At 68.4% G+C, this 16,878-nt stretch carries 15 protein-coding genes; 6 read left to right on the plus strand and 9 right to left on the minus strand.

What is annotated here, in order from left to right; all coding sequences use genetic code 11:
* The 4 genes from ASE86_RS00620 to ASE86_RS00635 all read right to left on the minus strand — a co-directional run bounded on the left by ASE86_RS00620 (position 1) and on the right by ASE86_RS00635 (position 4,770).
* Entirely contained in the window at positions 1-972 is a 972-nt protein-coding gene (locus ASE86_RS00620; RefSeq protein ID WP_082441570.1) for a YihY/virulence factor BrkB family protein, read from the minus strand.
* A gap of 8 nt (positions 973-980) precedes the next feature.
* Positions 981-1,913, minus strand: coding sequence for a DnaJ C-terminal domain-containing protein (locus ASE86_RS00625; RefSeq protein ID WP_056421606.1), 933 nt, complete (start codon positions 1,911-1,913; stop codon positions 981-983).
* A 107-nt stretch (positions 1,914-2,020) separates the two neighbouring features.
* The gene (locus tag ASE86_RS00630) at positions 2,021-2,908 is read right to left on the minus strand and encodes an alpha/beta hydrolase (protein ID WP_056421607.1); all 888 of its coding nucleotides are present in this window, start codon (positions 2,906-2,908) and stop codon (positions 2,021-2,023) included.
* Between the two features lie 158 nt (positions 2,909-3,066).
* Positions 3,067-4,770, minus strand: a complete 1,704-nt coding sequence (locus tag ASE86_RS00635) for a M28 family metallopeptidase (RefSeq protein WP_082441572.1) — start codon at positions 4,768-4,770, stop codon at positions 3,067-3,069.
* 108 nt (positions 4,771-4,878) lie between these two features.
* On the opposite strand from ASE86_RS00635, the gene pepN reads away from it, so the two are divergent.
* Positions 4,879-7,470: an aminopeptidase N gene (gene pepN, locus ASE86_RS00640; protein ID WP_156347115.1), complete on the plus strand. Its 2,592-nt coding sequence runs from the start codon at positions 4,879-4,881 to the stop codon at positions 7,468-7,470.
* A 51-nt stretch (positions 7,471-7,521) separates the two neighbouring features.
* Here the strand turns inward: pepN and ASE86_RS00645 are convergent, their stop codons facing one another.
* Positions 7,522-8,823, minus strand: a complete 1,302-nt coding sequence (locus ASE86_RS00645; RefSeq protein ID WP_056421608.1) for an aspartate kinase — start codon at positions 8,821-8,823, stop codon at positions 7,522-7,524.
* 56 nt (positions 8,824-8,879) lie between these two features.
* On the opposite strand from ASE86_RS00645, the gene ubiG reads away from it, so the two are divergent.
* Positions 8,880-9,626: a bifunctional 2-polyprenyl-6-hydroxyphenol methylase/3-demethylubiquinol 3-O-methyltransferase UbiG gene (gene ubiG, locus ASE86_RS00650; protein ID WP_056421609.1), complete on the plus strand. Its 747-nt coding sequence runs from the start codon at positions 8,880-8,882 to the stop codon at positions 9,624-9,626.
* On the opposite strand, the gene ASE86_RS00655 is transcribed toward ubiG, so the two are convergent.
* Complete coding sequence (locus tag ASE86_RS00655) at positions 9,604-10,596, minus strand: YihY/virulence factor BrkB family protein (protein WP_056421610.1); 993 nt, start codon at positions 10,594-10,596, stop codon at positions 9,604-9,606. The two genes, ubiG and ASE86_RS00655, sit on opposite strands and share 23 nt — an antisense overlap.
* Positions 10,597-10,646: 50 nt before the next feature.
* The gene (locus ASE86_RS00660) at positions 10,647-11,018 is read right to left on the minus strand and encodes a tRNA-binding protein (protein ID WP_056421611.1); all 372 of its coding nucleotides are present in this window, start codon (positions 11,016-11,018) and stop codon (positions 10,647-10,649) included.
* 53 nt (positions 11,019-11,071) lie between these two features.
* On the opposite strand from ASE86_RS00660, the gene ung reads away from it, so the two are divergent.
* Positions 11,072-11,779, plus strand: a complete 708-nt coding sequence (gene ung / locus ASE86_RS00665) for a uracil-DNA glycosylase (protein ID WP_056421612.1) — start codon at positions 11,072-11,074, stop codon at positions 11,777-11,779.
* 48 nt (positions 11,780-11,827) lie between these two features.
* Positions 11,828-13,315, plus strand: coding sequence for a S41 family peptidase (locus ASE86_RS00670; protein WP_082441573.1), 1,488 nt, complete (start codon positions 11,828-11,830; stop codon positions 13,313-13,315).
* A gap of 13 nt (positions 13,316-13,328) precedes the next feature.
* Here ASE86_RS00670 and ASE86_RS00675 read toward each other — a convergent pair whose 3' ends face one another.
* A complete protein-coding gene (locus ASE86_RS00675) occupies positions 13,329-13,913 on the minus strand; it encodes a hypothetical protein (protein WP_056421613.1) in 585 nt (194 codons plus the stop codon).
* A gap of 157 nt (positions 13,914-14,070) precedes the next feature.
* A complete protein-coding gene (locus tag ASE86_RS00680) occupies positions 14,071-14,901 on the minus strand; it encodes a flagellin (protein WP_056421614.1) in 831 nt (276 codons plus the stop codon).
* A gap of 311 nt (positions 14,902-15,212) precedes the next feature.
* On the opposite strand from ASE86_RS00680, the gene ASE86_RS00685 reads away from it, so the two are divergent.
* Both ASE86_RS00685 and fliE read left to right on the plus strand, forming a co-directional pair.
* On the plus strand, positions 15,213-16,511 hold the full coding sequence (locus tag ASE86_RS00685) for a sigma-54 interaction domain-containing protein (RefSeq protein WP_056421615.1): 1,299 nt from the start codon (positions 15,213-15,215) through the stop codon (positions 16,509-16,511).
* A gap of 23 nt (positions 16,512-16,534) precedes the next feature.
* Positions 16,535-16,876 carry a flagellar hook-basal body complex protein FliE gene (fliE, locus tag ASE86_RS00690; RefSeq protein ID WP_056426354.1) on the plus strand — a complete coding sequence of 114 codons (342 nt, stop codon included), beginning with the start codon at positions 16,535-16,537 and terminating at the stop codon, positions 16,874-16,876.
* Positions 16,877-16,878: the final 2 nt, after the last annotated feature.

The raw sequence follows: 16,878 nt of genomic DNA on the forward strand, positions 1-16,878 counted from the left end.
TCACGCTGCCGACCCTTCCACTTCCACCGTCGTTTCGGGGGCGTCTACCGCAGGAACGGGCGGTTCCGCCAGTGCCGCGTTCAGATGCGCGCCGAACACGATGCCGAGCCCGATCAGGAAGAAGAATAACAGCATGACGACGACACCGGCCAGGCTGCCATAGGTCAGGTCGTATCCGCCGAGCAGGCTCAGGATCTTGGGCAGCGACGCGGTCATCGCCACCCACCAGCCGGCGGTGAACAGCGCGCCCGGCCATTTCGGGCAGTTCGAATAGCGGTACTTGGCCGGCGTCACCGAATAGAACAGCATGTAGAGCGCACCGAACATGACGAGGCCCGGGATCGCACGGCTGAGGCCGATCCACCCGGCGACGCCCCGGGCGACGGGCAGCAACTGGTAGATGAACTGTTCCGCCGCGGTCAGCACGCCCTGGATCAGAAAGGCCACGAGCGCGAGGATCACCGAGCCGACGATCACGACGACCGACCCAAGCCGGTATTTCCAGAACGGGTTTGCGAAGACGGTGCCGTAGGCGCGGCGAAAGATGTCGCGGATCGTCTCGATGAAGCTGCCGACTGTCCACAGGCCGACGATGCCGCCGAGCAGCAGCAGGTTGCCGGTACGCGCGGTTAGCACATCGGCGATCGGCTTGCGCAGGATCACGGCGACGTCGGGCGGCAGCACGTGCAGGAAGGATTCGACCGTCTGGCGCGCCTCCTCGCTCTGGCCGAAGAGCGAGGCGATGGCGGTGGTGACGATGAAGAACGGGAACACCGTCATCAGCGACAGATAGGCGATGTTGCCGGCGTGGATGAAGCCGTCGTTGTACACGCCGATCAGCACGCGCTTCAGGATTTCCCAGGCGCGGCTGCCCGGGCCGTGCTTGTGCCACTCCTTCTGCATCCGGGCACGCGCGCGTGCACTGTGATGTGCGCGCGCCTCGGGCGTCTGGGGGGCGATGACGTCGGTCACGTGGGGGATCAGACGCCCAGCTTGGCGCGCGGGTTCCCGGCGGTGCGACCCGACCAGCCCTCGACGAAGGCAGTCAGTTCGCTGTCGTCCGCCGGGATTTCGATCATCAGCGTGACCAGCTGGTCGCCGCGCTCGCCGCCCTTCCTGTGGAAGCCGCGGCCCTTCAGGCGCAGCGTCTTGCCCGACGACGCGCCCTTCGGCACGGTCAGCATCACATTGCCCTCGACGGTCGGGACCGGCACCTTGCCGCCCAGCACCGCCTCGGCAAGGCTGATCGGCAGGTCCAGGCGCACATCGTCGCCGTCGCGGGTGAAGAAGCGGTGCTGGCCGACCTCGATCGTCACGATCGCGTCGCCGTTGCCGCCGGGGCCCGCGTCGCCCTTGCCCGACAGGCGCATCTGCGTGCCGCTTTCGACACCGGCGGGCAGCTTCAGGTCGATCGTCTTGCCGTCGCGCAAGGCAACGCGCTGGGGGGCCAGGCGGGCGGCATCCTCGAAGCTGACGACCAGGCGATAGGGGACGTTGGCGCCCTTGGGCTGCGGACGCCGGCCGAAGCCGCCCTGGAAACCGCCACTGCCTCCCCGCGCGCCGCCGAAGATGCTCTCGAAGATGTCGGAGAATTCGCCCGTGTCGCCCGCCCCGCCGAAATCGGGCGAAAAGCCGCCGCCCTGGCGCGCGCCCGCACCCGGGCGTGGGCCATAGCCGAACGGGGCGGCCGGATTGCCGTCGCCATCGATTTCGCCGCGGTCGAAGCGCGCGCGCTTGTCCTTGTCGCTCAGCAGGTCATACGCCTGCGCGACCTGGCTGAAGCGCTCCGACGCCTTGGGATTGTCCTTGTTGCGGTCGGGATGCAGCTGCTTGGCGAGCTTGCGATACGCCTTCTTGATCTCGTCTTCGCTCGCGCCGCGGGCGACGCCCAGGGTCTGGTAAGGATCGGCCACTCGATATCCCTGTGTCGGTAGGTTCGCGCCTATTTAGGGCAGAAGAAGCGAAGAAGAAGAAGGGATTTCGGTGTGCCCTGCCGGGCACCCGAATCATTCTTCCGTCTCTACCGAGCCCGCGCCGCCGTCGCCGCGATCGTGTCGGCGATGGTGTCGATCAGCGGCAGGGGCAGGTCATGGCCCATGCCGGACAGGATCACCAGCTCGGCGCCGGATATGACCGCGGCGGTATCGCGCCCGCCCTCGACCGGGACCAGCGGGTCGGCGTCGCCGTGGATGACGGTGGTCGGTGCGGTGATACGGCGCAGCCGCTCGCGCCGGTCGCCGTCGGCCAGCACCGCCGCCATCTGGCGCATGGCGCCGGCGGGCGAGACGCTACGATCGACCTCGCGCTCGACCCGCGCGCGCAGACGGTCGGGATCGGGCGGATACGCCGGGCTGCCGATCACCTGCGCGGTGCGGATGCCGTGTGCGACCAGCGTGTCGCGGTCGGCGGTCATCGGCCGACCGGTCAACACCGTCAGCGCCTCGGCGCGGGCGGGCGGCAGCGACGGGTTGCCGGTCGTCGACATGATCGACACGAGCGAGCGAGCGCGCGCCGGGTGCTCGGCGGCGACCAGTTGCGCGATCATGCCACCCATCGACGCGCCGACGATATGCGCGGCGGGAACGGACAGCGCGTCGAGCAGCGCGACCGCATCGGCGGCCATGTCGCCCAGCGTATAGGGCGGCGAGAACACCCGGCCGCTCATCATCGCCATCATCAGCTGCGCGAGATCGGGCAGGCCGGCGCGATCGAACTTGGTCGACAGGCCGATGTCGCGATTGTCGAAGCGGATGACCCGGAACCCGCGCGCGATGAGCGCATCGACCAGTTCCACCGGCCACAAGGTCATCTGGGCGCCCAGCCCCATGATGAGCAGGACCACCGGCGCGGACGGGTCGCCGGCGTCGTCATATTCGAGGGTGATGCCGTTGGCGGTGATGGCGGTCATGCGGGCTCCCTATTCGAAGGGAACCGTAACGCAGCTCGAGCGCAGTCGACGCATAAAATTCCGTCGTGTCCCCGCGTAGGCGGGGACCCAGGGCCAAGCGGAACGACGGCCTGACCCTGGGACTCTGGGCTCCCGCCTTCGCGGGAGCACCGGTTGACCTACTTCGCGCCGTACCCGCCATACAGCAGGCCGAAGAAGTCGCCCTTGTTCCACTTCGGCCGCTCCGCGCCATCGGCGATCTCGCGCGCGATGGCGTAGTTCACGTCGACGAAGCGGACGCCCTGGCTCCAGTCGAGTGCGGGCATCTGCCACACTTCGTCGCTGGGCTTGTGATAGTGGTTCTTGAAGAAGTCATCGACCGCGGCCTTGCCCGGACCCGCCTGGCCCGGCCACAGGAACACGCTCGGCACGCCCTGCTGGACGAAGCGATAATGGTCGCTGCGGGTGAACAGGCCCTGTTCGGGCATCGGATCGGGCGAGAAGCCAACGCCGATCGATGCGGCGGCCTTGCGGACGATCGGGCCCAGCGTCGAGCGATCGGCGCCGAACGCGATCACATCCTCGAACTTGTAGGTGATGATCGGCATGTCGAGGTTGACGTCGGCGACCATCGCAGCCTTCGGCACGGTCGGATTGTTGGCGAAATATTCCGCCCCGACCAGGCCCTTTTCCTCGGCCGTCACCGCCAGGAACAGGATCGAGCGCTTGGGTGCCGTACCGCTCGCCTTGAACTTCTTGGCTTCCTCGATCAGCGAGGCGATGCCGACGGCATTGTCCTCGGCACCGTTGTAGATGGTGTCGCCGTTCACCGCGCGACCGACGCCGACGTGGTCGAGATGGGCGGAGAGGACGACAAACTCGTCCTTCAACTTGGCGTCGCTACCCGGTAGCAGGCCGACGACGTTGGAGCTGGGCAGCGGCGTCCATTCGGTGTTGATCGCAGCCGACAGGCGGCCCGGCAGCGCGGTCGCCTTGAAGCGGGTTTCGGCCGAGGCCGCGCCCTTCACGACGTCCGCCCAGGCGAGCTTGCTGCCGGCGAACAGCGTCTGCGCGAAGGACTGGCTGATCAGCCCCAGGCCGGGCGCGCCGGGTGCGGGATCGAAGCCGATGCCGCCCTTTTCCCACGTCACGCGCGGGCGCTGGTAGCCGGCAGCGGCCATGTTGATCATGCCCATCGTCGGTTCGATGGTGAGCACGCCGACGGCGCCCTTGGCCATCGCGATCGCGCGCTTGGTCGCCGCGCTGCCGAAGTGTGCGCGCAGTTCCGGGTGCAGGCTTTCCGGCGCGCCGCCGAACAGCAGCACGATCTTGCCCTTCACATCGACGCCGGCGTAATCGTCGCGCTTGCTGCCGGGTTCGACGATGCCGAAGCCGACGAAGGCGAGGCCCGCGTCCACCTTCGTCGCCGGGTTCGACGGATTGGCGCCGGGGACATAATCCTTGCCGAAGGTCATCGGCACGGCCGCGCCCTTGGCCGGCTGGTAGGTGAAGCTGCCCTGGTCCTTGGCCTTGACGGTGATCAGCGGTACCTTTTGCAGATAGCTGCCCTCGTCGCCCATCGGGCGCAGGCCGGCGGCGTAGAACTGCGACGCGACATACTGCGCGGCGATGTCGTATTCCGGACTGCCCGCATCGCGGCCCTTCATCGCGTCCGACGCCAGGAACATGACGTGCGCCTTCATCGCGGCTTCGGCCGGCGACAGCGCGGCGTTGGTGATCGCGTTGCGCTCCGCCACGTTGACTGCCGGCGCGGCAGCAGGAGCCGGCGTAGCCGCGGCGGGCGCGGGAGCCGTCTGGGCGACGGCGGGAACGGCGAGCACGAGCGACAGCGACGCGGCGGTCGCGAAACGGGATTTGGCCAAGGTTTGCAGGTCCTTTGGGAGAATTGCGATGGCCGGTTGCGTAGCAACGCTTGTGGGGCCCGCGCAATTCGCAGGCTGTCAAATGCGCGCAAGGGGCATATGAACCGCATCATGGACGTCCAGAGCACCGCCGCCGCCGCCCCGCGCATCATCCGCCGCAGCGACTATCGCGCCCCCGACTGGCTGGTCGAGACGATCGACCTGAATTTCGACCTGGACCCGGCGCGGACGCACGTGACCGCGGTGATGACCGTCGTGCGCAACGGCGTGCACGACCGTCCGCTGCGGCTGGACGGCGATGCGCTGACCCCGGTGTCGGTCGCGGTCGACGGAACGGCGGTCAGCGACTGGGTGCTCGACGACGGCGCGCTGGTCGTGCCGCTCGACGGCGACACCCACCGGATCGAGACGGTCGTCGAGCTCGCGCCGGAGACGAATACCCAGCTGATGGGTCTGTATGCGAGCGGCGGGCTGCTCTGCACCCAGTGCGAGGCGCAAGGGTTCCGGCGCATCACCTTCTTTCCCGATCGGCCCGATGTGCTCGCGACCTACCGCGTCAGGCTGACGGCGGACAAGACGCGCTTCCCGGTGCTGCTGGCCAACGGCGATCCGGTCGGCGCGGGCGACCTGGCGGACGGGCGGCACTGGGCGGAGTGGCACGACCCATTCCCCAAGCCGAGCTACCTGTTCGCACTGGTCGCGGGCGACTTGGTCGCGAACCGATCGACCTTCGTCACGCGATCGGGCCGCGAGGTACGGCTCGGCATCTGGGTTCGCGAAGCCGACCTGCCCAAGACCGACCACGCGCTCCAGGCGCTGGAGACGTCGATGCGCTGGGACGAGCGCGTCTATGGCCGCGAATACGACCTGGACGTGTTCAACATCGTCGCGGTCGACGATTTCAACTTCGGCGCGATGGAGAATAAGGGGCTGAACATCTTCAACAGCCGCTACATCCTGGCCGACCCCGATACCGCGACCGATTACGATTACGACGGCATCGCCGCGGTCGTGGCGCATGAATATTTCCACAACTGGTCGGGCAACCGCATCACCTGCCGCGACTGGTTCCAGCTGTCGCTGAAGGAAGGCTTCACCGTCTACCGCGACCAGGGGTTCTCGGCCGACCAGGGGAGCGCCGCGGTCAAGCGGATCGAGGATGTGCGGGGGCTTCGCGCCGCGCAGTTCCCCGAGGACGCCGGGCCGCTGGCGCATCCGGTCCGCCCGGACGAATATATCGAGATCTCGAACTTCTACACCGCGACCATCTATAACAAGGGCGCCGAGCTCATCCGGATGATCGCGACGATCCTGGGGCCGGATCGGTTCCGCGCCGCCACCGATCTGTATTTCGATCGCTTCGACGGCCAGGCCGCGACGTGCGAGGATTTCGTCGCGAGCATGGAAGAGGGCGGCGGTGCCGACCTGACCCAGTTCCGCCTGTGGTATTCACAGGCCGGCACGCCGCGCGTTACCGCGCGACTGACGCACAGTGGGGGCCGCGCGACGCTGCACCTGTCGCAGCGGGTGCCGCCGACGCCGGGCCAGCCGACCAAGCAGCCGATGGTCCTGCCGCTCAGGATCAGGCTGTTCGGCGGCGAGACCGGGCGCGCACTGACCGACGAACAGCTGTTCCTGCTCGACAGCGTCGAGGCCGAGATCGCGTTCGAAACCGTGCCCGAACGCCCGGTGCTGTCGATCAACCGCGGCTTTTCCGCGCCCGTCATCGTCGAGACCGACCGGACGGCCCAAGACCTGGCGTTCCTCAGCGCGCATGACGACGATCCGTTCGCGCGGTACGAAGCGATGCAGCAGTTGATGCTCGACACGCTGGTCTCCGCGGTCGCGACCGGGCGCGGCGATACGCAGGCGGTGGTCGATGCGGTGCTGGGGACGCTGACCGATCCCGCGCTCGACGCCGCCTTCATCGCAGAGGCCGTGCTGCTGCCGTCGGAAAGCTTCGTCGGCGACCAGATGGCGGTGGTCGATCCCGACGCCATCCACCACGCACGCGAGGCGTTGCGCGCAGAGCTGGGCCGCGCGCTGGAGGCGGAATGGCGCGCCGCCTATGCCGCCTGCGACGGGCAGGCGTTCGAATATTCGCCCGCCGCCAAGGGTCGCCGACGCCTGCGCTCGGTCGCGCTCGGCTATATCACCGCTGCCGGGGCAAGCGACGCGGCGGCGCTGGCGTTCGCGCAGTTCGAGGCGGCGGACAACATGACCGACCGGCAGGGTGCGCTGGTGACACTGGTCGGCGGCACGTCGGACGAGCGCGAGGCGGCGCTGGACATCTTCTACAACCACTATGCCGACAATCCGCTGGTGCTGGACAAGTGGTTCCAGGTCCAGGCGCTGTCGTCGCGCGACGACGCGGTGCAGATGGTCGAGGACCTGGCCCGCCACCGCGACTTCACGCTCGCCAACCCCAACCGCGCACGGGCGCTGGTCGGGGCGTTCGGCGCGAACCAGCGCGCGTTCCACGACGTGTCGGGGCGCGGCTACCGCTTCCTTAGCGACCAGCTGATCGCGCTCGACAAGCTCAATCCGCAGACCGCGGCGAAGCTGCTGCCGCCGCTCGGCCGATGGAAGCGCTTCGACGCACAGCGCGCCAGCCTGATGCGCGGTGAGCTCGAACGCATCCTGGCCGCACCCGGCCTGTCGAAGGACATGTTCGAACAGGCATCGAAAAGCCTCGACTGAGGCGGCCGGGCGATCGGCCCGCGATTGGTGGAATGGGCCGGTGGCGGGCGATCAGCCCGCCACGTCCTCCGCATCCAGGCCATAGGCGGTGTGCAGTACGCGGACGGCGAGCTCGGTCTCGTCCTCGTGGATCAGGACCGACACCTTGATCTCCGACGTGGTGATCGCCTGGATGTTGATGCCGCGTTCGCCGAGCGTCGTGAACATCCTGGACGCGACGCCCGCGTGGCTGCGCATGCCGACGCCGACGACCGAGATCTTGGCGACGCGGGTGTCGTGGACCAGCGACTCGAACCCGATGTCGGCCTGTGCGCGGCCCAGCACGTCCAGGCTCTTCGCCAGGTCGGACGACGGCACGGTGAAGGTCACGTCAGTCGAGGCGGCTTTCTGTCCGGTCGAATGCGCGATGTTCTGGACGATCATGTCGACGTTGATGTCGGCGTCCGCCAGCGGCGAGAAGACGCTGGCCACCGCACCCGGCTTGTCGGGGACGGAGGTGAGCGTGATCTTCGCCTCGTTCTTGTCGTGGGCGATGCCGGTGATGAGCTGGCGTTCCATTCCGTTTGTCTCCTCTTCGCCGACGATCCCCGCGAGCTCCTGCTCGCTCACGATCATGGTCCCCGGCAGCGTGGCGGCGGCAGGAGCATCGTCGTCGACGAACGACGACAGCACCTGCACGCGGACGTTTTCCTTCATCGCGAGCCCGACCGAGCGGGTCTGGAGCACCTTGGCGCCCACACTCGCGAGTTCGAGCATTTCCTCATACGTCACGCGCTTCAGTTTGCGCGCGCGCGGCACGATGCGCGGGTCGGTGGTGTAGACGCCGTCGACATCGGTATAGATGTCACAGCGATCCGCCTTCAGCGCCGCCGCCATCGCGACCGCCGAGGTGTCGGAACCGCCGCGGCCGAGCGTCGTCACACGCTCGCCGGCGGCCAGGCCCTGGAAACCGGGGATCACCGCGACTTCGCGGTTCGCCATCGCGGCGAGCACCCCCGCCGTCTCGATCTCGCCGATGCGGGCCGAGGCATGACCGTCCGACGTGCGGATCGGCAATTGCCAGCCGAGCCAGCTGCGCGCGGGCACGCCGATCGCCTGCAAGGCGATCGCGAGCAGCCCCGACGTGATCTGCTCGCCCGAGGAAACGACGACGTCATATTCACGCGCGTCGTAGAGCGCGCTGGCTTCGCGGCAGAAGCCGACCAGCCGGTCGGTCTCGCCCGACATGGCGGAGACGACCACCGCGACCTCGTTGCCCGCGGCCCATTCGCGCTTCACGCGATTGGCGACGACGCGGATGCGTTCGATCCCGGCCATCGACGTGCCGCCGAACTTCATCACGATCCGTGCCATGCGTGCGCCCGATCTGCCCCTTGGACCCCAGAGTGCGCGCCTGATAGGAGGGGGACATGACCGATGCAACCGTAACGACCGTGACGACCGTGACGATCGACCCGCGCGAAGCCGCGCATTTCGGCAAGCTGGCCGCCGACTGGTGGAACCCGAAGGGTTCGTCGGCGATGCTCCACCGACTGAATCCGCCGCGGCTCGCCTATCTGCGCGAGCGGGTGGACGCGCATTGGGACGGCGACAGTGCCAGCTTCACGCCGCTCAGCGGCAAACGCGCACTCGACATGGGCTGCGGCGCCGGGTTGCTGAGCGAACCGCTCGCCCGGCTGGGCGCCACGGTGACCGCGGTCGATGCCGCGCCCGAGAATATCGGCGCGGCACGCGCGCACGCATCGGCGGTCGGGCTGACGATCGACTATCGCACCGGCACCACCGAAGCGGTCGCGGGCGAGACGTTCGACCTGGTCGTCAGCTTCGAAGTGATCGAGCATGTCCCCGATCCCGCCGCCTTCGTCACCGCGCTTGCCGGCAACCTGGCGCCGGGCGGGCTGCTGCTGCTGTCGACGCCCAACCGCACGCCGCTGTCGAAGCTGGCGATGATCACGCTCGCCGAAGGGGTGGGAGCCATCCCGAAGGGCACGCACGACTGGGAAAAATTCCTGACGCCCGAGGACCTGGGCGCGTTGCTGACACGCGCGGGATTGCGGGTCGTCGACACCCGCGGCCTGTCGTTTTCGCCGGCGGCGGGCTTTCACCTCAGCGACAACACCGCGCTCGACTATTTCATCGCCGCGGTCGCCGCCTGACCGCGATGACCGCGGCGAGCGCCAGCACCGCGATATCGGCGACGCGCATCGGCCGCGATTCGCGCGCGGGCGGGGCCGCAGCCGTTTCGCGGGGCACCGGCTGCTCCAGCACGGCGTTCAGTTCGGCGCCCAGCAGGAAGACATAGGCGCTGAGCCACAGCCAGGTCAGCAGCACGATGACCGCCGACAGCGAGCCATAGGTCGCGCCGTAATTGCCGAAATTGGCGGCGTAGAGCCCGAACGCCGACGTGCCCGCCAGCCACAGTGCGGTCGCGCCGACCGATCCGGGCGACAGCCACACGAACCGCGGCCGATCGCGCGCCGGCCCAACATGGAACAGCAGCGCCGCTGCGGTCATGACCAGCGTCGCGAGCAGGATATAGCCCGCCGGGCGCACCAGGATCAGGACGATCCGGGGCGCACCCGGGATCAGCCCTTCGAGAAAACCGACCAGCGCGATCGCCAGCATCGCGAGGAAGACCAGCGCCACGCCGCCCAGCACGACGCCGACGTAGAGCAGGTTCAGCCGGACCAGCCCGCGCGTCTCGCGCACGTCGTTGGCGACGTTCAGCCCGGCGACGATCGCCGATGCGCCCTTGGTCGCGCCGTACAGCGCGATGACGATTGCGATTGCCAGCCCCAGCCCTTGCTTGCCCTTCGACGATTCGACGACGGTCAGCAGCTGGTCGGTGACGACCGACGCGGCCTCTTGCGGCAGCATGGCAAAGATGGCGGTGACGTTGCGCTGGACCGTTTCGGTCCCGGCGAACAGGCCGTAGCTCAGCACCACTGACGCCAGCAGCGGTACGATCGCGGCAAAGGCGTAGAAGGCGACACCGGCGGCGAACAGCGAGACGTTATTGTCGCCGGTCCGCGTCCAGGTCCGCTTGAGCACGGCCAGCCAGCCGCCCGCCGGCACCGCGAACGGCGACCGGGCGGCGGCGCCCGCAGTCTCGTCGGCATGGATCATCGCAGTCCCCCTGTCCGGGCGATCAACCGACGACGCAGGCGTTCGTGCCGTCAGAACAGCCGCCCGCCATCGGGCACGGTCGTGCCGGGGCCGACCAGCACCACCCGGCCCTCGGCATCGGGGAAGCCGAGCGTCAGCACTTCGCTCATCACCGGACCGATCTGGCGGGGCGGGAAATTCACCACCGCCGCCACCTGCCGCCCGACCAGCTCGTCCAGCGCGTAATGCTCGGTGATCTGGGCCGAGGATGTCTTGCGGCCGATGGCGGGCCCGAAATCGATCGTCAGCCGATAGGCGGGCTTGCGCGCCTGGGGAAAGGGAAGCGCCTCGACGATGGTGCCGACGCGGATGTCGACCGCCAGGAACTGCTCGAAGGCGATCGGCGGAGCCGCAGGTGCGGCGCTGTCATGGGTCATGTGCATGGTCGCGGCCCTGTTGCCACGCCGCGGCGCGATCGCCTAGCAACCGCTGGCATATGATCGACCTCACTCTTCCGCCGCGCTGGCACAGCGCCCTGCGCGCCGAGCTCGACCAGCCCTACATCGCCGAGCTGCAAGGCTTCCTGGCGGCGGAGCTGGCCGCGGACACGCCCGTCTTTCCAGCGGTCGAGGACTGGTTCGCCGCTTTGGCGCGGACGGCGCCGGAGGACGTGCGCGTCGTCATCCTCGGCCAGGACCCGTACCACGGCGCCGGCCAGGCGCACGGCCTGTCCTTTTCGGTCCGCCCCGGCGTGCGTGTGCGGCCCAGCCTGCGCAACATCTACAAGGAACTGCACGGCGACCTCGGCATCCCGCCTGCGTCGCATGGGTATCTGGCGCACTGGGCCGACCAGGGCGTGCTGCTGCTCAACACGACGCTGACGGTGCGCGCCGCCAGTCCGGCGTCGCACGCAGGTCGCGGGTGGGAGCGGCTGACCGACGCCGTCATCCGCGTGGTCGATGCCGGGCCGCAGCCGGTCGTCTTCCTGCTGTGGGGCGCGCACGCGCGAACGAAGGCCACGCTCGTCGATGCGAGCCGCCACTGCGTGCTGCAGAGCGCGCACCCCTCGCCGCTGTCGGCGCGCACCGGGTTCTTCGGATCGGCACCTTTCTCGAAAGCCAACGCGTTCCTGGCCGCGCACGGCCGCGGCACGATCGATTGGGCCTTGCCGGCGATCGATCAACATGGTTCAATCTCTGCCTGACATGGATCAGGCGTTCCGGTAAGCGTCTGATCCTGGGGAGGAAATTCCATGAGTTTCAGGCGTATCGGGGCGGCGGCCTCCATCCTGGCGATGCTCAGCGCGTGCGGCGACGGGGGTGGCAGCGGGACCGGCAGCGTGTCCGGGCCGTTCACCTCGGCACCGGCGCCGACACCCACCCCGACCGGAACCAGCAGCCCGACGCCGACCGCGACCGCCGGCTGTTCGCTGCGCGAGCGCCAGGACTGGGTCGCGGCGCAGATGCGCGAATGGTATCTGTTCCCGGAAACGCTGCCGTCGAATCAGGACCCGACGCCCTATGCCAGCGTCGACACCTATCTCGACTATCTGACCGCTACCGCGCGCAGCCAGCGGCGCGACCGTTATTTCACCTATGTCACCTCGATCGCGGAAGAGAACGCCTATTACGCCTCGGGCGAGACGGCGGGCTTCGGCGTCCGGCTGGCGCTCGATTCCGCGTCGCGGCGTCTGTACGTGACCGAAGCGTATGAAGGCGCCCCCGCGCTGACCGCCGGGATCGATCGCGGGACCGAAATCGTCGCCATCGGTACGTCCACGGCCAACCTGCGCACCGTCACCGATATCCTTGCCGCGCAAGGATCGGCCGGGCTCAACGACGCGCTCGGCCCCAATACCGCCGGGACGGCGCGTCTGCTGCGTATCCGCACGGCCGGCGCCACGACGACCAGCGACGTGACGGTGACCAAGACCGACTTCGCGCTGACCCCGGTGTCCAGCCGCTATGGCTACAAGATCCTCACCGACGGCGGGAAGAAGGTCGGCTATGTCAACCTGCGGACGTTCATCTCGACCGCCAACGACGGCCTGCGCACCGCCTTCGCCGCGTTGAAGGCGGCGGGGGTCACCGAAGTCATCGTCGACCTGCGCTACAACGGCGGCGGGCTGGTGTCGGTCGCGGAGACGTTCGGCAACCTGCTCGGCGCCAGCCGCTCGACCAGCGACGTGTTCAGCTACACGACGTTCCGCCCCGAAAAGGCATCGAACAACTCGACCGCCTATTTCGCGCCCCAGCCCCAGTCGATCGCGCCGACCAAGATCGCCTTCATCGGCACCGGCGGCACCGCGTCGGCCAGCGAACTGGTCATCAACGCGTTCATTCCGTACCTCGGCAGCAACATCGCGCTGGTCGGCACCAACACCTATGGCAAGCCGGTCGGTCAGATCGCGCTCGACCGGTCGGCATGCGACGACCGCCTGCGCGTCATCGCGTTCGCGACGCAGAACCGCGACCGGTCGGCCGCCTATTTCGACGGGCTGGCGACCGTGGTCCCGCGCACCTGTTCGGCCAGCGACGACATCTTCTATCCGCTGGGCGACCCGCGCGAGGCGTCGGTCGCGGCGGCGCTCAATTTCCTGGGCGGGCGCAGCTGCACCTCGATCACCGCAGCGACCGCGACTGCGTCGTCGAGCCGCCAGTCGCTGGGACTCAGCCAGTCGGAACTGCTGACCCCGGATCGCCCGTCGACCGTCCAGCGCGAAGTCCCCGGCACCTTCTGACGCGCATGCGGCGTCACCGGAACAGGCAGGTGACGCCCGCCCACAGGTCGGTGATGCGCGCCTGCGGTCCTGGTCCGTCGAGCAGGCCGCCCATGGCGCCGGCCGCGAATTCGGTGCCGAGCGTGCTGTCTGGCAGCGTGATCGCATAGGCGCTCTTCAGCGCCGCCCGCGTCGATCCCGGACCGATCCCGGCCATGGTCGTGACGGTGCCACGCGCGGTGCGATCGACCGACCAGCCGGCAAAGCGATCGTCCTGGAATTGCAGCATCAGCCCGTCGCGGTAGCGGGCAAAGCCAAGCGGTCCGGCGCCACATTCGGCATTGGTGCCGACATCGGGGCTACCGCGCCGGGCGAGTGCCGCCAGCGTGTCGCTGCGCGATGTACCGAAGGGGATCGGCCGGGTGCGGCCGCTCAGCCGATCGACCAGCCGCAATCCCTCTTCATCGACCGCGACGACGGGCTGTGTGGCGGCGGGCTGCGTAGCGGTCGGGGTCGGGGTCGGGGTCGCCGGCGGGGGTGGAGGCGCGGTGCGTTCGACCGGCGCGGCACCACAGGCGGTCAGGCTCGCGGTCAGCACGACTGCTATCATGCTGCGCATCGTCAGGTCTCCTCGTTCGGCCGACGATAGACGCGCGACCGCCGGGGCGCAAAACGCGCGAAAACCCCGGTGGCCGAAACCACCGGGGTTCTGTTCCCATAAGCGGGAGTGGCGCCTGTCAGGGGGGTGACGCCACCCCCGCTAGGACGGGACCTGCTTAGCGCAGCAGCGACAGGACCGACTGCTGGCTCTGGTTCGCCTGGCTCAGCATCGCGGTCGACGCTTGGCTCAGGATCTGCGCCTTCGCCAGCGCCGCCGTCTCGACCGAATAATCGGTGTCCTCGATGCGGCTGCGGGCGTCGCTCAGGTTGGTGGTGGTGTTGGTCAGGTTGTTGACGACCGACTGCAGGCGGCTCTGGCCGGCACCCAGCGTTGCGCGGGCGGTGTTCACTTCCTTCATCGCCTTGTCGACGTTGTCCATCGTCGTGCCCGCCTTGGTGGCGTCGGTCACGTTGAGTGCGGTCGACGCCGTGACGTTCGCGGCGGTGATGGTCACCTTCGACAGCGTCAGCAGATCGGTCGAGGACGAGCCGACCTGGATCTTCACGTCCGCCGCACCCGAGGATGCACCGTAGTCGATCATCTTCACGCCGTTGAAGTTGGAGTTCTTCAGCACGCTGTCGATCTGGCCGGCGAGCTGCTGGACTTCGACGTCCAGGTTGGCGCGGTCGTCGGTCGAATAGGTGCCCGATGCCGACTGCACGGCCAGTTCGCGGACACGCTGCAGCATGTTGGTGACTTCGTCGAGCGCGCCTTCGGTGGTCTGTGCCAGGCTGATGCCGTCGTTCGAGTTGCGGACGGCCTGGCTCATGCCCTTGATCTGCGAGGTCATCGAGTTGGCGATCGCCATGCCGGCGGCGTCGTCCTTGGCTGAGTTGATGCGTTTGCCGGTCGACAGGCGCTCCATGGCCTGGCCGAGCGCGGCGCTCGCCTTGGTCGATGCATTGGCGGCGCGAAGCGAACCGATGTTGGTACCGATGACAGTCATATCGAATCTCCTTTTCAGCAGACGATCCCGCCACCCCCCCTTGCTGCGGAAGTTCGAGCCGTCGAAGGTGATAACGGCCGCTGTCCGCCGGGCTTTAGGAAGAATTTTCGTCCCCTCGGTTCCTCGCTGCCGGCAGGGGCATTTCGGCCCGTCAAAGGCTCTACGCGCAGGGAAAACGACACAGGGGCGCGACCCGTGGGGGTGTGCGCGGGAACCACAGGGGCAAAATCTTGCCGGCAAGCCGCAGGATTTTACCGGCCGTTAACCATTCATGCCGCATTCCCCGTCGTGTTCAGGGGAATCTTCACGTCATGGTCTCACTCTTTCCATCGGCCGCGGTGCTGCGACAGAAGTACGCGCTGGTCTCCGGCATGCGGGCGCAGGGCTTTGCGATCGGGTCGTTCGAGACCGGACGGCCGACGCCGGGCGACCTGTTCTTGATCGCCGATGGCGAGACTCCGCCGATCGCCAGTCGCACGCTGGTGATGGCCGAAGGCGCGCCCCGTGCGGTGCCGTTCCGTGACGGCAACCCCGCCCGCCTGACCTTTGCGCCGCAGGATGCTGCGATCGGTGCCGGTTTCGCCGCCGCGATGCTGCGCCCGCACGCCCCCGTCGCCGCCGATCCCGAGAGCTTGGCGCTCTACACGCTGGCCGAGCGGATCGCCGCCAGCGACATCACCGTGCTCATCAACGGCCCCACCGGCACCGGCAAGGAAGTGCTGGCCCGCGCGATCCATACCGGCAGCCCCCGCGCCAATGGTCCGTTCATCGCGATCAACTGCGCGGCACTTCCCGAATCGATGCTGGAAGCGATGCTGTTCGGCCATGTGAAGGGCAGCTTCACCGGCGCGTCGTCGGGCGGCGACGGCTTCTTCCGTGCCGCGAACGGCGGCACATTGCTGCTCGACGAGATCGCCGAGATGCCGGTCGGCCTCCAGGCCAAGCTGCTGCGGGCGCTTCAGGAGCGCGAGGTCGTACCGATCGGCGCGACGACGCCCGAAAAGATCGACGTCCGCGTCATCGCCTGCGCCAACCGCGACCTTCAGGCCGAGGTCGCCGCCGGCCGCTTCCGCGCCGATCTCTACTACCGCCTGTCGGTCTTCCCGCTCTCCACCCGCGCGCTCGCCGAGCGTCGCGACGACATCCCCGCGCTCGCCGCGGCGATGATCGTCCGCCACGGCGCCGACCGCGTCGAGCTGCCGTGGATCGCGCCCGAGGCGCTCGACGTGCTGGTCGCGCACGACTGGCCCGGCAACGTCCGCGAGCTGGAGAACGTCATCCAGCGCGCGATACTGCTGTGCCGCGGCGACCGCATCGAGCTCCATGACATCATCTTCGACCGGCCGACCCCGGCCGCGCCGATGATGACGCTGCAGACCGTCAGCAACGACGACGAGCCCCAGACGGCCGACCAGAAGACCTTGGGCAAGGTCGTCCAGATGAGCGAATTCGCCGCGATCCGCGAGACGATGGCGGCGTGCGGCGGCAGTCGGATCGAAACCGCCAGGCGTCTCGGCATTTCGGAGCGTACGTTGCGCTATCGCCTGGCCAAGGCGCGCGAGCAGGGCGAGGAAATCGCCGCCCCGCATAGCCGGAGTGCCGCACTGTGAGCATCGGTCCCGTCGGGGGTGCCATGGGCATCGACCGGGTGATGGCCCTCAGGAGCCAGATCCTGGAGCGCAACCAGGCGCTGGCGCGTGCCGCCGACAGCGGCAACCCGTCCGCCGTCACCGACACCGCACAGGCGGCCAAGCCGTCGAGCTTTGCCGATACGCTGGGCGACGCGCTGAAGAGCGTGAACAAGGCGCAGACGCAGGCGAGCGAGCTGAGCGCGCAATATGAACGCGGCGAGACGATCGACATCGCGAAAGTGATGCTCGCGCGTCAGCAGGCGTCCGTCGGCTTCGAAGCCACCCTTCAGGTCCGGAACAAGCTGCTGTCGGCTTACAAGGACATCATGAGCATGCCGGTGTAATC

Source organism: Sphingomonas sp. Leaf33, assembly GCF_001421785.1.
Lineage (GTDB): Bacteria > Pseudomonadota > Alphaproteobacteria > Sphingomonadales > Sphingomonadaceae > Sphingomonas.

Bases quoted from the DNA above. Each gene is read 5' to 3' on its own strand.
- ASE86_RS00630 (WP_056421607.1), bottom strand. From the start codon at position 2,908: ATGACCGCCATCACCGCCAACGGCATCACCCTCGAATATGACGACGCC.
- ASE86_RS00645 (WP_056421608.1), bottom strand. From the start codon at position 8,823: ATGGCACGGATCGTGATGAAGTTCGGCGGCACGTCGATGGCCGGGATC.
- ubiG (WP_056421609.1), top strand. From the start codon at position 8,880: ATGACCGATGCAACCGTAACGACCGTGACGACCGTGACGATCGACCCG.
- ASE86_RS00655 (WP_056421610.1), bottom strand. From the start codon at position 10,596: ATGATCCATGCCGACGAGACTGCGGGCGCCGCCGCCCGGTCGCCGTTC.
- ASE86_RS00660 (WP_056421611.1), bottom strand. From the start codon at position 11,018: ATGCACATGACCCATGACAGCGCCGCACCTGCGGCTCCGCCGATCGCC.
- ung (WP_056421612.1), top strand. From the start codon at position 11,072: ATGATCGACCTCACTCTTCCGCCGCGCTGGCACAGCGCCCTGCGCGCC.
- ASE86_RS00670 (WP_082441573.1), top strand. From the start codon at position 11,828: ATGAGTTTCAGGCGTATCGGGGCGGCGGCCTCCATCCTGGCGATGCTC.
- ASE86_RS00675 (WP_056421613.1), bottom strand. From the start codon at position 13,913: ATGCGCAGCATGATAGCAGTCGTGCTGACCGCGAGCCTGACCGCCTGT.
- ASE86_RS00680 (WP_056421614.1), bottom strand. From the start codon at position 14,901: ATGACTGTCATCGGTACCAACATCGGTTCGCTTCGCGCCGCCAATGCA.
- ASE86_RS00685 (WP_056421615.1), top strand. From the start codon at position 15,213: ATGGTCTCACTCTTTCCATCGGCCGCGGTGCTGCGACAGAAGTACGCG.
- fliE (WP_056426354.1), top strand. From the start codon at position 16,535: ATGGGCATCGACCGGGTGATGGCCCTCAGGAGCCAGATCCTGGAGCGC.